The sequence below is a fragment of the Mesorhizobium sp. YC-39 genome (assembly GCF_025753795.1).
In the GTDB taxonomy this organism is placed as follows: domain Bacteria; phylum Pseudomonadota; class Alphaproteobacteria; order Rhizobiales; family Rhizobiaceae; genus Mesorhizobium.
The window spans coordinates 1,648,970-1,666,574 of sequence record NZ_JAOWPS010000001.1; the positions used below are offsets into that span (position 1 = coordinate 1,648,970).

At 62.5% G+C, this 17,605-nt stretch carries 15 protein-coding genes; 9 read left to right on the forward strand and 6 right to left on the reverse strand.

Annotated elements, in window-relative coordinates:
* Nucleotides 1-85: 85 nt before the first annotated feature.
* The 6 genes from OHD62_RS07760 to OHD62_RS07785 form a co-directional block, all read right to left on the reverse strand.
* Nucleotides 86-1,225 (reverse strand): ABC transporter substrate-binding protein, encoded by a 1,140-nt coding sequence (locus OHD62_RS07760; RefSeq protein WP_263781881.1) that lies wholly within the window; start codon nucleotides 1,223-1,225, stop codon nucleotides 86-88.
* Between the two features lie 160 nt (nucleotides 1,226-1,385).
* Entirely contained in the window at nucleotides 1,386-2,471 is a 1,086-nt protein-coding gene (locus tag OHD62_RS07765; RefSeq protein ID WP_263781882.1) for an ABC transporter ATP-binding protein, read from the reverse strand.
* The gene (locus OHD62_RS07770) at nucleotides 2,468-3,271 is read right to left on the reverse strand and encodes an ABC transporter permease (protein ID WP_263781883.1); all 804 of its coding nucleotides are present in this window, start codon (nucleotides 3,269-3,271) and stop codon (nucleotides 2,468-2,470) included. The genes OHD62_RS07765 and OHD62_RS07770 overlap by 4 nt, the downstream gene beginning before the upstream one ends.
* A 2-nt stretch (nucleotides 3,272-3,273) precedes the next feature.
* Nucleotides 3,274-4,152 carry an ABC transporter permease gene (locus OHD62_RS07775; RefSeq protein ID WP_263781884.1) on the reverse strand — a complete coding sequence of 293 codons (879 nt, stop codon included), beginning with the start codon at nucleotides 4,150-4,152 and terminating at the stop codon, nucleotides 3,274-3,276.
* A gap of 265 nt (nucleotides 4,153-4,417) precedes the next feature.
* Nucleotides 4,418-5,278, reverse strand: a complete 861-nt coding sequence (locus OHD62_RS07780) for a sugar phosphate isomerase/epimerase family protein (protein ID WP_263781885.1) — start codon at nucleotides 5,276-5,278, stop codon at nucleotides 4,418-4,420.
* Nucleotides 5,279-5,414: 136 nt separating this feature from the next.
* Complete coding sequence (locus OHD62_RS07785; protein WP_065010843.1) at nucleotides 5,415-6,239, reverse strand: helix-turn-helix domain-containing protein; 825 nt, start codon at nucleotides 6,237-6,239, stop codon at nucleotides 5,415-5,417.
* 170 nt (nucleotides 6,240-6,409) lie between these two features.
* On the opposite strand from OHD62_RS07785, the gene OHD62_RS07790 reads away from it, so the two are divergent.
* The 9 genes from OHD62_RS07790 to OHD62_RS07830 all read left to right on the forward strand — a co-directional run bounded on the left by OHD62_RS07790 (nucleotide 6,410) and on the right by OHD62_RS07830 (nucleotide 17,440).
* Entirely contained in the window at nucleotides 6,410-8,212 is a 1,803-nt protein-coding gene (locus OHD62_RS07790; RefSeq protein ID WP_263781888.1) for a thiamine pyrophosphate-binding protein, read from the forward strand.
* 91 nt (nucleotides 8,213-8,303) lie between these two features.
* A complete protein-coding gene (gene hisD, locus OHD62_RS07795; RefSeq protein ID WP_263781889.1) occupies nucleotides 8,304-9,614 on the forward strand; it encodes a histidinol dehydrogenase in 1,311 nt (436 codons plus the stop codon).
* A gap of 34 nt (nucleotides 9,615-9,648) precedes the next feature.
* Nucleotides 9,649-11,157 carry a GMC oxidoreductase gene (locus tag OHD62_RS07800; protein ID WP_263781891.1) on the forward strand — a complete coding sequence of 503 codons (1,509 nt, stop codon included), beginning with the start codon at nucleotides 9,649-9,651 and terminating at the stop codon, nucleotides 11,155-11,157.
* A gap of 23 nt (nucleotides 11,158-11,180) precedes the next feature.
* Nucleotides 11,181-12,347 (forward strand): Gfo/Idh/MocA family protein, encoded by a 1,167-nt coding sequence (locus OHD62_RS07805; protein WP_263781892.1) that lies wholly within the window; start codon nucleotides 11,181-11,183, stop codon nucleotides 12,345-12,347.
* Between the two features lie 14 nt (nucleotides 12,348-12,361).
* Entirely contained in the window at nucleotides 12,362-13,450 is a 1,089-nt protein-coding gene (locus OHD62_RS07810) for a Gfo/Idh/MocA family protein (protein WP_263781893.1), read from the forward strand.
* 117 nt (nucleotides 13,451-13,567) lie between these two features.
* On the forward strand, nucleotides 13,568-14,728 hold the full coding sequence (locus OHD62_RS07815; protein ID WP_263781894.1) for an MFS transporter: 1,161 nt from the start codon (nucleotides 13,568-13,570) through the stop codon (nucleotides 14,726-14,728).
* A gap of 119 nt (nucleotides 14,729-14,847) precedes the next feature.
* Nucleotides 14,848-15,555 carry a hypothetical protein gene (locus OHD62_RS07820; RefSeq protein ID WP_263781895.1) on the forward strand — a complete coding sequence of 236 codons (708 nt, stop codon included), beginning with the start codon at nucleotides 14,848-14,850 and terminating at the stop codon, nucleotides 15,553-15,555.
* A 397-nt stretch (nucleotides 15,556-15,952) separates the two neighbouring features.
* Nucleotides 15,953-16,954, forward strand: coding sequence for a glycoside hydrolase family 3 N-terminal domain-containing protein (locus OHD62_RS07825; RefSeq protein WP_263781896.1), 1,002 nt, complete (start codon nucleotides 15,953-15,955; stop codon nucleotides 16,952-16,954).
* A 90-nt stretch (nucleotides 16,955-17,044) separates the two neighbouring features.
* Complete coding sequence (locus tag OHD62_RS07830; protein ID WP_263781897.1) at nucleotides 17,045-17,440, forward strand: VOC family protein; 396 nt, start codon at nucleotides 17,045-17,047, stop codon at nucleotides 17,438-17,440.
* Nucleotides 17,441-17,605: the final 165 nt, after the last annotated feature.

The window sequence follows — 17,605 nt, forward strand, 5'->3', positions numbered from 1 at the left end:
CGGCAGGGCGGCAGCCGTATGTGCACGGCTGCCGCCTCGCGGAGAAGCGCTGGGAGGATGCGCCTCGGTCTGGTGTCGGAGAGGGTCAGCCCGCCTTGAATTCGTTCCAGGCGGCGACCCAGTCGGCGTATGTCGCATACTGGTCCGACTTGAGCGGTGGAATGCCGAGAAGCGGCGCGGCCTTGAAGATGCCTTCGACGTCGGAATAGTCGAACAGCGCCTTGGTCTCGGGCGGCAGCAGGGCAACCGCCTTCGACGAGACGACACCGGCAGCATTGCGGGTGACGACCTTGGCCTGCACCTCCGGCGAGATCGCCTGGTTGAAGAACTCGTAGGCGGCTTCCTCATTGTCGGCGCCGGGCGGCATGAACCAGGCGTCGCACCAGGTCGCCGCACCTTCCTTGGGGATGGTGTAGATCGTCTCGACATTCTGCTTGGCGGTCTCGGTCGGGATGCCAGTCCAGCCGGCGAAGCAGGCAGCGACCTCGCCCGAAACCATCAGCGAAACCACATCGCCGTAGGTCAGGCTGATGGTACGGGCCTGATCGCGATAGAGCTTCAGATGCTCGAAGGTCTTGGCCATCTCGTCCTTGGTGAGGTTCGGAAAGGTGGTAAAGCCCGCCAACGTCGCCGCGACCGGCCAGGTGACCAGCGTGTCGTCGACCAGCACGATCTTGCCTTTCAGCTCCGGCTTCAGGAGATCGGTGTAGGAGGTCGGCTTTTCCATCATCTTGGGATTGTAGACGATGGTGTTGAGGCCCCATGCATAGGGCACGCCATGCAGCTCGCCGTTCCGGAACCAGGTCGGCTTGTCGTAGAAGACGTCGAAAAGGTTGTCGGCGCTGTAGTTCGGCAGCCTGGACTTGTCGAGCGGCTTGGTGATCTTCAGCACGTCGAGATAAAGGTCGGCATAGCCCTGGTTGTATTCGGCAGCGTCGAAAGGCGGCGGGTTCGGCACGCTGAACTTCGTGGTGACATCGTCCTGGTTGCCCATGGCCGAGACCTCGACGTTGAGGCCGTTCTTGGAAATCCAGTCGGCAAGCTCGTCAGTCAGCTCCCAGCCTTCCCAGGCCATGATCTGGAGATCGCCTGAGGCGGCATGCGCCAGATTGGGAATGAAGGGCGCGAGCATCGCGCCGCCGGCAAGCGCCGTTGCGCCGCCAAGGAATGACCGGCGGCTCGTTGCGAATTGCATGACTTCGTCGGTGGACCAGATTTGTCTCATTGTCGAATTCCCCTTTTGAGATCCGTTAAGAGCTTGATTGTGTTGGCTGGGTCAGCGAGAAACAATTTCGCATGGTGCCGAATGCCGGCGCTTCATGGCGCGTTGTGTGCGTCAGTGTGCGAATGCCCCTCGTCGGAGATGCACAAGTTTTGGCGCCGCATCAGCTATGCGGGAGCATGACGACGTTGGCCGAGTCCCAGTAGACGCGGGTGCGGTCGCCAATCGACGGCAGGGCCAGCCGACCATTGCGCTGCACCTGGATGCGGACCGGAGACTGGTCGTCGAGACGCACGGTGTAGAACGAGCGGCTGCCGATGAAGACGACATCCTCGACGGTGCCTTCGGCCGACTGCGTCGCCGCCTCGCCGTCCTGGAAACTCAAGGATTCCGGGCGGATGGAGACTGTTATGCGTTCCGACGGCTGGCGATCGGCCGTCTCGGCGCCGATGAAGCGGATGCCCGCCGGCGTGACCGCGGTGGTGCCAATGCCGTTGACGGCGCTGACCGTCGCATCGAACAGGTTGGTCTCACCGAGGAATTTCGCGGCAAACAGCGATTTCGGCCTGGCATACATGTCTTCGGGCCGGTCGATCTGCACGATGCGGCCCTTTTCCATCAGTACGACGCGATCCGACAGGATCATCGCCTCGTCCTGGTCATGGGTGACATAGACGAAGGTGGCTCCTGTCTCGGTATGGATGCGCTTCATCTCGGCCAGCATGTGCTGGCGGATCTTAAGGTCGAGCGCGGCCAGTGGTTCGTCCAACAGGAGCACCTTGGGGCCGTTGACCAGGGCGCGCGCCAGCGCCACGCGCTGGCTCTGGCCGCCGCTGATCTCATCGATGTAGCGGTTGGCGAAATTGTCCAGTTGCACGATCTGCAGCATGCGGCTCACCCGCTCCTTGACCTCGGCCTTGGGCATGCCCTTGACCTTCAGGCCGAAGGCGACGTTTTCGAAGACGTCGAGATGCGGAAAGAGCGCATAGCGCTGGAAAACCATGTTCACGGGGCGACGCTCCGGCGGCGTACCGGCGCAGTCGCTTCCGTCGATGCTGATGGCGCCCGAGGTCAGCGTCTCGAAGCCGGCGATCAAGCGCATCAGCGTGGTCTTGCCGCAGCCGGAAGGTCCGAGCAGCGTCAGGATCTCGCCCTGGCGGATCGAGAGATTGATGTCGGTCAACGCAGTAAAACTGCCGAAGACTTTCTTGCCATCGCGGATTTCGATGATCGTCCTGGGATTGGTCATGGCAAGGGTTCCAACTGTTCGAGGCGGCCGGCAATCGCAGAGCGCCGACGGGCCTGACCGATCAGCCAGGACGCAACCAGGATTGCGATCGAGAAGAAGAGGGCGAGCGTCGAGATTGCGTTGACGAGCGGGGTCACGGTGCGGCGCATCATCGACCAGATGTACATGGGCAGGGTCGTTTCCGTGCCGGCGACGAAGGAGGTGACCACGAACTCATCGAAAGACACGGCAAAAGCCAGGATCGCGGATGCGATCAGGGTCGGCGCGATCAGCGGCAGGGTGACGCGGGCAAAGGTCTGCATCTGAGAGGCGCCGAGGTCACGCGCGGCCTCCTCCAGCGAGGGGTCGAACAGCGCCAGCCGCGCCTTCATCGCCACGATCAGGATCGGGATCGCGATGACGACATGGGCGATTACGATCGTGGCAGTCGAGAGCTGGGTGCCCGACTGCGCGAAGAGGACGAGCAGTGAGACGCCGACGAACAGGCCCGGCAGCGCGATCGGCGTCACGGTCAGCGCCTCGATCATGCCGCGGCCGGCGCGGCCGAAGCGCAGCCAGGCCAGCGACGCCGTGGCGCCAAGCAGCAGCGTCACCAGCGCTGTGAGCAGAGCGATCGTCAGGCTCTTGATGACCGCAGAGGCCAGTTGCGCATTGCCAAACAGCTCCTCGTACCAGCGCAGCGAAAATCCCGCGAAGGGGAAGGACAGGGCAGGCGAGGCGTGGAACGAGAACAATATGATGATCAGGAGGGGGACGAGCAGGAAGGCCAGGATGGCCCAGACGATGATCCGCAACAGCACAGTCAGATCTCCCGCTCGGTTTTCGCCCGCCGCTTGACGATCAGGCCGGTGGCGCGGCCAAGCGCCGTGATGACGACGTAGAGGATGATCGAGACCCCGAACATTAGGAAAGCCTGCGCCGCGCCGAGCGGCCAGTTGCCGGTCTTGCGGAATTGATCAGCGATCAGGAGGCCGGTGGTTTGTCCCGACGAGCCGCCCAGCATCTGCGGCGTCACGTAGTCGCCCGCAACAAGGATGAAGGTCAGCATGAAGGCGCCGACCAGGCCATTGGCCGCGTTGGGCGCTATGACCTTGAAGAAAGCTCCGATCGACGACGTACCCAGGTCACGCGCCGCATCGACCAGGTCGCGCTTGATCTCGCTCAGCGAGGACACGACCAGCAGGATGCAGAACGGCAGGTAGATATGGACCAGCGTGATCGTCACCGCGAAGGGGCTGAACAGGAAAGCCGAGACCGGGTGATCGATGACGCCGAGTTGCAGGAGCAAAGTATTGAGCACGCCATTGGTACCGAGCAGCGTGCGCCAGGCGTAGATGCGCACCAGATAGCTCGAGAACCAGGTGATGAGGATGAGATAGAGCATGGTCTGCGAACGGCTGACATAAACCAGATAGTAGCCGACCGGGATCGACAGGATCAGCGTCATCGCGGCGGTGAAGAGGCCGATGCGGATAGCGTTGAAGGTGACCTTCCAGAAGACCGGCGAGGCCAGCGAGCCGAGATAGTTCTCGAACTGGAAGTCCGGCACGATCCGATAGGACGCAGACGACCAGAAACTATAGGCGAACAGGATCAGGCTTGGCACGACGAAGAAGACAAGCATGTAGAGTATCGTCGGCGTGGCCAGCAATGCTCCCGTCCTCGTGCGTGAAAGGCTCATTCGCAGCACTCCCAAAGCTTCGCCATCGCCCGCCCATTCGAGCCGGCTCCGTCCGACACTGTCCGCGCCGATCAATAGCGCCTTCATGGTTCCCGTCGGCAGGTCGTCGGATCGATCGATCCGTCGCCCGCTCTTGCCTGCTGATAGTCCGCAGTTTCGCGCCGGTTAACAATTTCGCACGACAGGGTTTCATGACGCGATGTTGCGCACGATGCGCGAAGTATCGCTTCCAAATCGAGGCATCAGCGCTGGGACAGAGAAGCCATCAGGCGTGCACGCCGGCCACATCGAAAACGGCAGCGATCGAGGTCGAGGATTTCGCCGCGACCTCTTCGGTCGACATGGCCGCCAGCACCGGGGAAAAAACCTCCGGCCCGACTTGGTTCAGGCCGCCGCGCTGGGCCAGGATGCGGATGATCTCCACGTTGGGAAAGTCGCCGTCCCCGGGAAAGAGCCTGTTGTAGCAGTCGTCCTTGATCGAAACGCCGGCCGGGAGGTCGAGCGGGCCGTCATTCAACTGCAGGCAGTGGATCATGTGGCCGGGAAGCTGGCGAAGCGTGTCGAGCCTCGAGCGACTCCGGACGAAATGCCAGACATCGAAAACCAGACCGGAATTCGGCTGGTCCGCGGCGCTGACGATTTGCCAGGCCATGTCCAGCGTCGGCACGCCCCACAGCGGGATGAATTCGAGGTCGCAGGTGACACCGTGCGCCGCGGCGCGACGGCAGATGGCGGCGTAGTGCTGGGTGATCTCGTCGATCGACATGGCATTCAACGGGAAAGTGGCATTCAGGCTCATATGCGTGCAACCCAGCCCATCGGTCAGCCGAAAGAAGGCGTCCGGCGTCGTGTCGACGGTGCGGATATAGGCCTCGTCCATATTGTCGGGACGCCAGATGCGCGGCCAAGTGTTGAGCGGATCGAGCCGGGTGATCGAGACGCCGTGGTCAGCCGCGCGGGACTTCATCTCGGCAAAACTCATGCCGCTTTCCAGCAGGCGCTCGACCTGCAGGGGCATCAGCGACAGTTCGCCGAATCCGGCCAACCGCGTCGCGCGCAGCTTTTCCTCGAAGGGCAGGTGCGCCACGTTGGAAAACGGCATCATGGTCGAATTGACGGTGGCCACCAAAATCGCGCTCCTTCTGACCGGGCGTTCGGCGCTCTGCCGGACCGCGCCAATTGACACGGCTGCGCACGCTCCCGCAATTTCGTGGCGAAGACATTGGCGAGCGTGTTTGACGCTTTGGCCGCGTCGGATTGCGTCAGCCGAGTTGGATCATTTCGGAGCCGTCGCCGAGGAATTGCAAGGCCTCGCGCGGGATTGAGGGGTCGCCGCGGTCGAGCACGGTCAGTGCGTCGAGGTGCTCGCGCTTGAGCAATCCGGGTCCCCGGTAGTGCAGCGCCACCTTGGTCGAATAAGGCTGGCGGAACATGGTGGCCGCGATGCCTGTGGCGATGCCGAACATGAATTTCGATGAGCTGCGCTTGACTGGCGCATAGACGCCGAAGGTCAGCTCATTGCGCTGAATGCCTTCGAAATCGGCGGTGAAAAGTCGGCCGGCGACCGGAAAGACGAAGCCGTAATATTTGAAAACATATTCCGTCTTCGTCGGATCGTCGTAGCTCGGAAACCGTTCGATGTAATAGTGCTGCAGGAACTGGTTGTTCTTGTAGATGCAGAACGCCGAGCGCAGGACGAAGCCCTTGTAGATCGACGAGTATTGGTAGCGGTCCCAGACGCCAAGCACCTCTTTCTGGTCGCCGCTCGATTCGACGATCATCGCTTCGACGAACTTGTTGAGCTCGGGTGAACGGCGCACATTTTCCATCGCATGGAAAAAATTTCCCTCGACGAGGGTGCGGAACTCGTCCGGCTGCGAAAACAGGATCGGCACGCTCAAGCCGAAGTAATTGGCGATCAGCCGCAGGTTCTGCGGCGAGGGCATGTGCAGCCCGGAAAGATATTTGTTGAATTGCTGACGATTCAGATTGATCTTCCGGCAGACGGCGGAGATCGAGCCGTGACGCTCGCAGAGCAGGCGCAGGTTGGCCGAGAAGTGGGCCACCTGGTTTTCGTCGTGTTCCATCGACCTCGCCCACTTTAAGTTACATGTCGCATATGTTGCGTCATGTCGCGTCAATATTCAAGTGTCTGCGAAATTGTGCGTCAATGACTATTTCCTGAAACTCTGCCTCGATCCTGCTGCCGGCGCCGAGCCTTCGACCCGCCGGCAACGCGAAAAACGAGGTGGAACCGATGAATTTGACGGGCGGACAAATCGTAGCACGAGCGCTGAAGGAGTACGGCGTCGAATATGTCGCCGGCGTTCCCGGCCACGGCATCTGGTCGTTGTTCGACGCATTTCTCGAGTCCGGCTCGCAGATCCCGTTCATCCAGGTCATGCACGAGCAGAGCGCCGTGCATATGGCCGACGGCTATTTCCGCGCTTCGGGCAAGCCGATGGCGTGCTCGACCTCGATCGGCCCGGGCGCGACCAACACCATCATCGGCCTGGCGACCTGCTACACCGACTCCATTCCGGCCTTCTACGTTTCCGGCGGTCCGGCGACGCACATGAAGGGCCATGGCGTCATGCAGGAGTTGGAGCGCCAGCAGGAGAATGCGTTCCCGCGCATCACCGAGCAGGTGACAAAGCGCGTGTACAAGGCGGGCCGTGTGGATGAACTGCCCTTCATCATGCACCGCGCCTTCAACACGATGCTGTCGGGCCGCCCCGGGCCGGTGCATGTGGAAGTGCCGATGGACCTTCAGACCGAAGCGGCCGACGTCACCATCCATCCGCTCGCTTCGCGCATGGCGATCGGCGTCACCTATCCCGATCCCGTTGCGGTCGAGAAGGCGGCGGCGTTGCTGCTGTCGGCCGAACGGCCGGTCATTATCGCGGGCGGTGGCGCAATCAGCGCCAATGCCTCGGAGGCGCTGCTTGCGCTGGCCGAGAAGGTCGGGGCGGCCGTTTCTTCGACCTGGAATGGCAAGGGCGCCTTCCCCGAGGATCATCCGCTGTCGATCGGCGCCGTCGGTCAGACCGGCACAGCCTGCGGCAATCAGATCACTGCCAGCGCCGATGTCGTCATGTCGGTCGGCTGCCGCTTCACCGACTGGTCGGCGTCGAGCTATCGCAAGGGTGCGTCCTTCTCCATCCCGCCCGGCAAGCTCATCCATGTCGATCTCGATCATCATGAGATCGGCAAGAATTATCCGACCGAAGTCGGCATCGTCGCCGATGCTCGCGCCACGCTCGAGGCGATGCTGGCGCTGATCTCGGACCAGCAGTCGAGCCGCGCGCTCGGCCGGCGTGACCGCTTCCACGCCGATATCCGTAAGGCCAAGGCCGAATGGGAAGAGATGTTGGCGCCGCGCCGCGACTCGAGTGAAAGCCCGTTCACGTCGCAGCGGCCGCTCGGCGCGCTGCGCAAGGTGATGGACCGCTCGGGCATCATCCTGGCCGGGTCGGGTAACACCCAGGGCGCGGTCAAGCAGACGTTCCCGGTCTATGAACCGCGAACGCATCTCACTTCGGGTTCATTCTCGCCGATGGGATGGGCGGTGCCGGCGGCACTCGGCGCAAAGCTCGCGCAGCCTGACCGCCAGGTGGTTGCAGTGGTCGGGGACGGCGATTTCATGATGTCTCTGCCGGAGATGGGCACAGCCGTCATGAACAACATCCCGGCCGTGTTCCTGGTCCAGAACAACCGTGGCTACATGTCGATCCGTGGCGGCCAGCGCAAGTTCATGGGGCGCCATGTCGGCAGCGAGTTCAACCACCACAAGGGCAATGGCGAACCCTACACCGCCAACATTGCCGAAGTGGCCAAAAACTTTGGCATGGAGGCCTGGAAGGTCGAGGACTCGGCCGATCTGGAAAAGACGCTGAAGGCGGCGCTCGATTGCGGCACACCCGCACTGGTCGAGGTGACCACCTCACGCGATGCGGCCGGGCCGTTCGTCACCGGCTGGTGGGATTTCCCGTCGCCTGCCTATTACGAGAAGGAGCAGGCCGAATACGCCGCCGGCCGCGAACTCGAACAGCATATGTGAGTTCGAAGAGCGGCTGCCTTCCCAAAAGGCGCCGCTCCGGCTTCGCCCTTGAATGAAGGGGCAACGAAACGCCTCGGCAAAAGGTCCAGACATGATCAGACGACTGAAATCGTCGAAGGCTGCCACCGGATTTGCGCAGGACGCCCCGTTGACGGCGACTGTGGAAGCGCTGCTGGCCGATGTCGCAGCGCGCGGCGACGCGGCGGTACGCGAACTGTCGACCAAGTTCGACGGGCTTGACCGGTCGTCCTACAGGCTGACCGACGCCGAAATCCAGGCCTGCGTCGACAGCCTTACGGTTCAGGAGCGCGACGACATCGGCTTTGCCCAGGACCAGGTGCGAAACTTTGCACAGGCGCAGCGCGATTCCTTGCTCGACATCGAAGTCGAGACGCTGCCCGGCGTGATCCTTGGCCATCGGCACATCCCGGTCGAGAATGTCGGCTGCTACGTGCCTGGTGGACAGTATCCGCTGCTGGCCTCCGCGCACATGTCGGTTCTAACGGCGAAAGTCGCCGGCTGCGACCGCGTCATCACCTGTGCGCCGCCGTTCAAGGGCCGCCCGGCACCGCTGATCGTTGCCGCGCAGCATCTTGCCGGCGCCGACGAGATCTATTGCATGGGTGGTGTCCAGGCGATCGGCGCAATGGCCTACGGCACCCAGACCATCAGGCCGGTCGACATGCTGGCCGGACCGGGCAACGCCTATGTCGCGGAGGCCAAGCGCCTCCTGTTCGGTCAGGTGGGCATCGACCTTTTCGCCGGGCCGACTGAAACACTGGTCATCGCCGACGATACGGCCGACGGTGAACTGTGCGCCACAGATTTGCTCGGCCAGGCCGAGCATGGCGTGAATTCGCCGGCGGTGCTCTTGACCAATTCCGAAAAGCTCGCCCGTGACACGATGCGCGAGATCGAGCGGCTGCTGAAGATCCTGCCGACCGCGGCCATTGCCGGCAAGGCCTGGGAAGACTGCGGCGAGGTGATCGTCTGCGACACGCTGGAAGAGATGGTGCAAGAGGCCGACCGCATGGCTTCCGAGCATGTCCAGGTGATGACGGCCGATCCTGACTACTTCCTCGCCAACATGACCAATTACGGCGCGTTGTTCCTCGGTCATCGCACGACCGTGGCTTATGGCGACAAGGTGATTGGCACCAATCACACGCTGCCGACCAAGACTGCGGCGCGCTACACGGGCGGCCTCTGGGTCGGCAAGTTCCTGAAGACCTGCACCTACCAGAGAATCATGACCGACGAGGCTTCGGCGATGATTGGCGAGCGCTGCTCGCGGCTTTGCATCATGGAAGGCTTCGCCGGCCATGCCGAGCAGGCGAATGTCCGGGTACGCCGCTTCGCGCGCAAGAATGTCGGCTACGGGCAGGCGGTCGAGGCGGCGTGACCAGCATGCGGCGAGCACCCACGAGGCATACGCAGTGACGGAACTTTCCGCCGACATCGTCATCATCGGATCGGGCATCGGCGGCGCGACGGCTGCTTCCGTGCTTGCCGACACGGGGGCGCGAATCCTTATCCTTGAACGCGGCGAGCGGCTTAAGGATACGCCCGAGACGCGCGACGAGCGCGCAATCTTCCAGCGGCAGCATTTCCGCACCAAGGAATCCTGGCTCGACGGCACGCGGACGCCGTTCAGCCCCGGCAATTTCTACAATGTCGGCGGCAATTCAAAATTCTATGGCGCGATCATGTACCGCAACCGCGCGCAGGATTTCGCCCCGCAGCAGCATATGGAGGGCTCGACGCCGGGCTGGCCGTTTTCCTATGAAGAGATCGAGCCGTGGTATGGTCAGGCCGAGCGGTTGTTTTGCGTCCGCGGCGAACTGGGCGACGATCCGACGGAACCGCCGCATTCGACCCGCTACGATTTTCCGGCCGTTCCGGACGAGCCCTCGATCGGCAAGGCCCGCCAGCGGCTGAAGAAGATCGGCATCCATACGAGTTCGCTACCGATCGCGATCGATCATGTCGCATGGCTGAAGCGCGCACAGACACCATGGGATGCCTTTCCCGACACCTTTACCGGGAAGATTGACGCGGAGACCGGTCCGCTCGCAGCAGCACTCGCGCACGACAATGTCGAGCTCCTGACCGGCGCGGACGTGCTGCACCTCGACACCGACGCTTCGGGCAAGACGATCAAGCAAGCAATGATCCGCCACCAGGGGCAGGAGGTGACGGTGCGCGCCAATCGCTTCATCCTGGCGGCAGGTGCGGTCAATTCCGCGGCACTCCTGCTGCGCTCGGCGAACGGGCAGCATCCGAACGGTCTCGCCAACGGCTCCGACCAGGTCGGTCGCAACTTCATGAACCACAATTGCTCGGCGATGATCACGCTCGATCCACGCTTGCGCAACACCGCGGTCCATTCCAAGACCTTCGGCTTCAACGACTTCTATCTGCACGATTCCAAGACGGGTTTTCCACTCGGCAACGTGCAACTGCTCGGCAAGATATCGGGACCGATTTTCAAGGCCAACATGCCCAGCGTGCCGGAGTTCGTTACGGGGCTGATCGCCCGCTATTCCTTCGACTGGTACGTCATGAGCGAGGATCTGCCCAATCCGGAAAGCCGGGTCATGGTTGACGGGTCGGCGATCGTGCTCGACTGGCAGCGCTCCAACATGCTCGGTCACAGGACGCTGGTCGAGCGGGTGCGTGGCGTGTTCAAGGCGGCCGGCTTTCCGATCGTGCTGTCGCGCGCTTTCGATCGTCGCACGCCATCACATCAGTGCGGCACAGCCAAGATGGGCACTGATGGCGCGACCTCGGTCGTCGATACGCATTGCCGATCGCATGACGTCGAGAACCTTTACATCATGGACGCAAGCGTGCTGCCGACCTCGGCCGCGGTGAATCCGGCGCTGACTATCGTCGCCGTGACACTGCGCGCTGCGTCAAAGCTGCGCGCCGAGCTGGTCCGGTAATTCGAGTGGACAGGAGAGGACCAATGAGCAGATCCGTGAAAGTGGCCATTCTGGGCGCCTGCGGCTGGATGGGCAAGGTCCACACAATGTCCTACCAGAACATCCCGTTCATCTTTGGCTCGGACAAAGGCACGGCCGAAATTGCCTGGCTGGTCGACGGAAGCGGGCAGGCACTGGAGAAGGCCGGCAAGCTGGTCCCGAATGCGAAACTGTCGACCGACTGGCGCGCAGCGGTGGCCGATCCGTCAGTGGAGCTGGTCGATATCTGCCTTCCTGACAGTCTGCATCACGAGGTCGCCAAGGCGGCGCTTCTCCAGGGAAAGCATGTCTATTGCGAGAAGCCGCTTGCCAACACGGCGACCGAGGCGCGCGAGCTCGCCGACATCGCGGCCGAGAAGGGCGTCATCACACGCGTCGGCCACGCGTTCCCGCGCAATCCGATCCACGACGTTGCCAAGGACATCATCGATTCCGGCGAGATCGGTGACGTCAAGCTGTTCAGGGCGTGCCAGCATGTCGATGTGCTGGGCGATCCGAACGCACCCTTCATGTGGCGCGCGGACGGCAAGCTCGCGCCGACGGGCATCGTCGGCGATACCGGGAGCCACGTCTTTTCCTTCATGGAGCGGCTGGTCGGGCGGGTGTCCGAACTGATCGCCGATTGCGCGATCGTCACACACAAGCGCCCCATCGTCGCCGGGTTCAACTATGGCAGCGGCGCCGCGCTTACCGGCAAAGAGGACATGGCCGAAGTGACCAACACCGACGCCACGAACCTGCTCTGCCGTTTTAAGAACGGCGCAATGGGCATCGTCGATTTCAGCCGCGTCGCGACCGGCCGCAAGTTCAAGCAGACTTATGAGATCTACGGCACGAGGGGCAGCATCGCCTATGACTATGACGAGGTGAACCGCCTGCGCTTCTACACCAACGACGACCGCGTCGGCCGACGGGGTTTTCGCGAGATCGACGTCGGGCCGGAGAACGCTACCTATGCCGCGTTCCTGCCGATCGCGAACTTCGCGCTCGGCTACAATGAATCCAAGCAGATCGAGATCGCCGAGGTGGTGCGCTCCATCATCACCGGCGAGCAAATGTGGCCGACCTTCGAGAGCGGCCACCACATCACCCAGATCGTCGACGCCTGTCTCGATTCCTCGCGGCTTCGCCAATGGGTCTCGATCCCCTGACTGGAAGTGTTTCGATGGCCCTGCGCAGAGCGAAGAACTCCATCCATGCCGGTTTGGCCCCGGCCATGCCGCGCGCCCCGACGATCGCCATCGAGGCCCTCGATGGGTTCGGCTGGGGTCTCATCGGCGCCAGCACCATCGCGCGCGAATACATGGTCGACGCGATCCGCCGCAGCGGCGGCCGGCCGCTTAGCGTGATGAGCCATGACGGCGCGCACGCCGCCGGCTTCGCGCGCGACCTCGACATTCCCGACTCCTGCTCCGATCTCGACGTGCTGCTCGCCGACCGGCGGATCGGCGCGGTCTACATCAGCTCAACCAACACGCAGCACCGGCATCAGGTGCTGGCCGCGGCGGCGGCCGGCAAACATGTGCTGTGCGACAAACCGCTGGCCACACGCTCTGCAGATGCGCTGAAGATGGTGCGTGCCTGCGAGAAGGCCGGCGTGGTGCTTGCCGTCAACCACCATCTGCGATCGTCACCGGTGCACCAGACGATGCAGCGGATGATCGCGGCCGGCGAGATAGGTGCCGTCCGTTCGCTGATGATCGTCCATGCCGGCTATCTCAGGCCCGTTCTGCAATCGTGGCGGATCAAGGACGCGGCCGAGGGCGGCATCTACCTTGATCTTAGTGTCCACGACATTGACCTGGCTTCGTTCCTGCTGGAGCAGACGCCGGTGACAGCGGTCGCGTTGGGTGCAGGCGTGGCGCTCGGTTCCAAAGCCGTCCACGATCATGCGATGTACGTCCTGAAGATGAGCGGTGGCACCTTCGTTCAGGTGCATGAGAGCTTCGTCACGCCCGACGTGGAAAGCCAGGTCGTGGCGCTCGGCTCGGATGGGGCGCTGATCGCGGCCGGCACACTGGCGCAGCGTTCCACGGGAACGCTGACGCGGCGGGTGAATGGGCGCAACGAATCGATCCCGCTGCGGGCCAACGATCTCTACGCGGATACGATCGAGCAATTCCTGAATGCCATCGCCGGGACTGGCAGCCCTCGTGCCACCGGACGCGACGGGCTGGCGGCGCTCGCCGGCGCTGAAGCCGTGGGAAAGGCTGCCGCGAACGGCAGGGCGGCTGCCGTCAAACGTCACGAGTAGGCTTCGATCCCGGCGAGGATCGATGCCCATCGCAGGTGCATCTGTCGACCGGCCAGCCTCTCATCCGCAGACCATGCCGCCAACAACCGGCCGGCCCGCCGGCAAGCAGGATTCAAAATGATTGCCGCCGAGAAAAAGCCGTCACGCCTGGCCTCCTTCATGGTTTTTCTTGCGGGCGGCATTGGTATCGGCGCATGGGCCGCCAGCCTGCCGTCCATCAGTGCGGGACTGCAGATCGACAAGGGCACGCTGGGCTTCGTGCTGCTCTGCTTCGCAGCCGGCGCCATCCTGACCATGACCAATGTCGGCCGGCTGGTGCCGCGGTTCGGCACGCGCATCCTATGCCTTATCGCCTGTACCGGCTTCGGGTTGGCGTTGATCGTTGCACCGCATGCGCCAAGCGTGACGTCGTTGGGGCTCGTCGTCGCCTTCGCGGGTGCTGCGTTCGGAGCGCTCGACGTGTTGATGAATACGGACGCGGCCTTCCTGGAGCGACGTGTCGGCCGCCATATCATGTCGTCCTTCCACGCATTGTTCAGCGTCGGCAATCTGGGTGGCGCGGGCGTCTGTGGGTTGATTCTATCTGCTGGCGGCAATGTGCAGGCGTGCCTCGGCGTCACTGGGATGGGAGTGATCCTGTTCGGCGCGGCCGGTTGTTGGCTGAGCGAACCGCACATATCAGTCCGCAAGAGTTCGAACCAAGGCTTGGCGCCGCTTGACCCCGTCCAGCGGCGACGGCTGTTGCTCGTCGGTGTGATTGCGTTCCTGGCACTGTTTTCGGAAGGGGCGCTGATGGACTGGACGGCCGTCTATCTGGTCGGCAATGCCGGTGCGTTGGAGAGCACGGGCGCCTTCGGCTTTGCGGTTTTTGCCGGCATGATGGCGGTCGGTCGCCTGGTCGGCGACGCGATGGCCAATGCGTTCGGGCCGGTACGGCTGTTGCGGCTCGGCGCCGCCGCAAGCGCTCTTGCGCTGACGATGATCCTTGGCATCTCGACGGTGCCGGTCATCTTCCTGGCGCTCATCCTGTGCGGCTTCGGCATCGCCAATGTGGTGCCGTTATTGTTTGCCGCAGCCGGCCGGATCGGCGGCCACGCGGCGGGCTCTGCGATGTCGCTGGTCGCCACGCTCGGCTATGCCGGCCTGCTCGTCGGCCCGGCCTTCATCGGTATGCTGGCCCAGGCCACCTCGCTGCGCGCCAGTCTGTGGGTGGTGGTCGTTGCCCTTGTCGTCATCACACTGGGTGCCGGCGCGACCCGTCCACATAGGTGGACTTGACGCAAACTGGCGCATAATTTGCTTACTGATGCGTCAGTAATACGCTCTCCGCGAAATTGAACGGTGATCTGGAGCGTGGTTCCATCCGCCAGAGTTGGACGAATGGAATTAGGACACCGATGGCCCATCAAGAAAACGCGCGTCGCAATCTGGCTTTTGCCGACGATTTCATCTCGGCGGCATTGGTCGACAATGTGCGCGACTTCGCCGTCGAGGACGGTGTCGTCGTCAACCTTTCGCCAAAGCCGATGGTGACGTCGGGATCGGCCGTCCCCGGCATAGTGCCAGCCTGGAAGTCGACCGCGCTGAAGGGGGCGAAGATCGTCAGCGCAGAGCGTGCGGCAGTGCTGAAGATGAACAAGACCACCAACCTCGGCGGCGTCGCCCTGCGCGGCTGGGACTGGCTCGGCAACCGGATCAAGAGCTTTCCGCGCGACACGCCCCTCTACATCTCGGCGCAGGACACGATCGGCACCGTGACAACCAATCCTCTCGCCTTCACCAACGAGAACCCGGCCGTCGCGGCAAATCAGGAGTTCGAGTTGAAGCTGAACCTGTGGTGGTCGCCGGGAGAGACCGACTGCTTCATCCACAATGAGCACCCGTTCCTCGAAGTGCATACCCAGATCCATGGCCTCGGCCGCATGCAGAAATTCCATGAGCGGGAGCAGTCCGCGCTCTATGAGGATATTATGATGCCGGTTGGCTACACGCATGACCCATTCTGCCGCGTCGCCGGCAAGAACCGGTGGGAGTATCCGTGGCATCGCTATTATGCGGACACGGACTCGATCTGGTTGGCTATCGAGTTGCACCCGATTTCCTAAGTGGCTGTCCCGGCGCCGGTAAGGGCCGTGTTCTGCCAATTGCATGGAAAGCCAATGTTGAATCGAACCCGAAAAAGGCCCTCAATTCCAATCACAGCTCTGGCGGGCCTGATATTATTGTCGTTGATGGGGTCATATTTTTTCGGGGGAAACATCGTGGCTTTCATAAACCGCACAAATCAGGAGAACGTCGAGTTATCCAGGATCAAGTGCGTGGCGTATTCCGAAGTATCCCATGCGTATAGCGAGCAACTTTGCCAAGCGCCCGTCGACGCGGAGTAAGCGCGAGAAGCGGCTGCCGCAGAACATCAGAAGATCGTGATCCAAGCTCCAGGCCGAAGCACTTTCCTCCGCATCGGCCGTGGTCTTGTTTGAACACATCGCAAAGGACAAGACCGTGGACAGCATCGAACGCAACGCGCGCGCGGTCCTCCTTCCGGCTATCGACGGTCTGGAATTGACCGATGATCTGAAACGCTACTTCGACGAAGGTGGACGATGCCTGCTGCTCGGCGAGACACGGGCCGAATATGTTTCGCGTCGAATGAGCGATGCCAGACGCGCCTCTGAAAGAGCGCAGGATTTCCGCCGTCTGGCTGACGAAGTCGCCAGCCGCGCCGACAGGGTAATGATCGCGCTCGACCAGGAACCAACCGGAATCGAGCGTCTACATGGACTCGTGCCAAGCTTTGGCGATCGGGCGGAACTGCTCTCGATGCAGGATGAGGCCATTCGCCAACGGGCGCACGACATCGGCCGGAAGGCCAAGGAACTAGGGGTCGGAATGTTCCTCGGTCCCGTGGTCGATGTCCTCACCGGTCGCAATTCCTGGCTGCAGGGACGAACCCTTGACACGGATGCGCGTCAAGTCGCTCGCATCGCGAAGGCGTTCATCGGCGGCGTCCAGAGTGCCGGCATTGTGGCGACGGCCAAACACTTTCCCGGCCATCATGACATCACGGGTGACCCGGCAGTCGAACTCGCGGATGTTCGAGGGACAGCAGAAGATCTTCTCCCCGGATTTGGCGTGTTCCGCTCGGCGATCGAGGCCGGCATACGCGCGATCATGACAGGCCCGGCGCTGGTGCCCGCCGTCGATCCACAATACCCGTCCTCACGCTCGGAGAAGACCATAAACATGTTACGTCACGATTTTGGCTTTGCTGGCATCATCGTCAGTGACGACATCGATGCCGTTGCGACGCTGCGTGGCCTCTCCGACGGTGAAACCGCGGTCGCCGCTGTCAAAGCGGGTGCCGATCTCATCCTTCTTCCGGCAGGCAGGGCAGACGAGGTTGCCATGCACATCGTTACGGCGGTCCGATCGGGAGATTTGCCTGAACACCGGCTGGCCGACGCGGTACGAAATGTGGAAACCAACAGTGATGCCCTCCAATAAACCGTGCTCGATCGTCGTGACGATCGGGCGCGACAGGTCAGATGTGGTCAAAATGTCCCGGTCCGGATCGTCGGCGTGGTTGGCAATCGCATGAGTGCGAAGGTTGCGCATGCGGCACTTTGGACCGCCGACCTGGAAACATCCGCCGCTTTCTGGTCACGCTATTTCGATGCCACGATCGGCGAGCGCTATGAAAGTCGGCGGCGCCAAGGCTTCGCATCTCGCTTCGTGGAATTGGACGGTGGACCATCCATCGAATTGATGACCGGCCCGTGGGTTGCCGATGGCATGGCGCGCGCCAGGGCGGAAGTCCCAGGCTGGGCGCATATCGCCGTCTCCGTCGGTTCAAATGAAGCCGTAGATGCCCTCGCCAGTCGACTTGATGAAGACGGCCTGCTGGTCTCGCAGCCGCGCATGACCGGAGATGGCTTCTATGAAGCGGTCGCGCGAACACCGGACGGCTCACTGGTGGAGATCACGCCCTGACCGCTGTAATGCGGTGCAGATTTGGCTCTGACGCAATCTGGACGGAGGCTCGCGATGATGCGAGCAGTCAGGTGCATCGGGTAGATGCGCCTGTCGGCTCCACTTCGAATTGCCAGTGTTTCTTGCAGGAAACGATGAAGCGATTGTCGAGACCGCCTTGGCGCT

Excerpts from the sequence above, each read along its gene's own strand:
- OHD62_RS07760 (WP_263781881.1), bottom strand. The coding sequence starts at position 1,225 with ATGAGACAAATCTGGTCCACCGACGAAGTCATGCAATTCGCAACGAGC.
- OHD62_RS07765 (WP_263781882.1), bottom strand. The coding sequence starts at position 2,471 with ATGACCAATCCCAGGACGATCATCGAAATCCGCGATGGCAAGAAAGTC.
- OHD62_RS07775 (WP_263781884.1), bottom strand. The coding sequence starts at position 4,152 with ATGAGCCTTTCACGCACGAGGACGGGAGCATTGCTGGCCACGCCGACG.
- OHD62_RS07785 (WP_065010843.1), bottom strand. The coding sequence starts at position 6,239 with ATGGAACACGACGAAAACCAGGTGGCCCACTTCTCGGCCAACCTGCGC.
- OHD62_RS07790 (WP_263781888.1), top strand. The coding sequence starts at position 6,410 with ATGAATTTGACGGGCGGACAAATCGTAGCACGAGCGCTGAAGGAGTAC.
- hisD (WP_263781889.1), top strand. The coding sequence starts at position 8,304 with ATGATCAGACGACTGAAATCGTCGAAGGCTGCCACCGGATTTGCGCAG.
- OHD62_RS07805 (WP_263781892.1), top strand. The coding sequence starts at position 11,181 with ATGAGCAGATCCGTGAAAGTGGCCATTCTGGGCGCCTGCGGCTGGATG.
- OHD62_RS07810 (WP_263781893.1), top strand. The coding sequence starts at position 12,362 with ATGGCCCTGCGCAGAGCGAAGAACTCCATCCATGCCGGTTTGGCCCCG.
- OHD62_RS07815 (WP_263781894.1), top strand. The coding sequence starts at position 13,568 with ATGATTGCCGCCGAGAAAAAGCCGTCACGCCTGGCCTCCTTCATGGTT.
- OHD62_RS07820 (WP_263781895.1), top strand. The coding sequence starts at position 14,848 with ATGGCCCATCAAGAAAACGCGCGTCGCAATCTGGCTTTTGCCGACGAT.
- OHD62_RS07830 (WP_263781897.1), top strand. The coding sequence starts at position 17,045 with ATGAGTGCGAAGGTTGCGCATGCGGCACTTTGGACCGCCGACCTGGAA.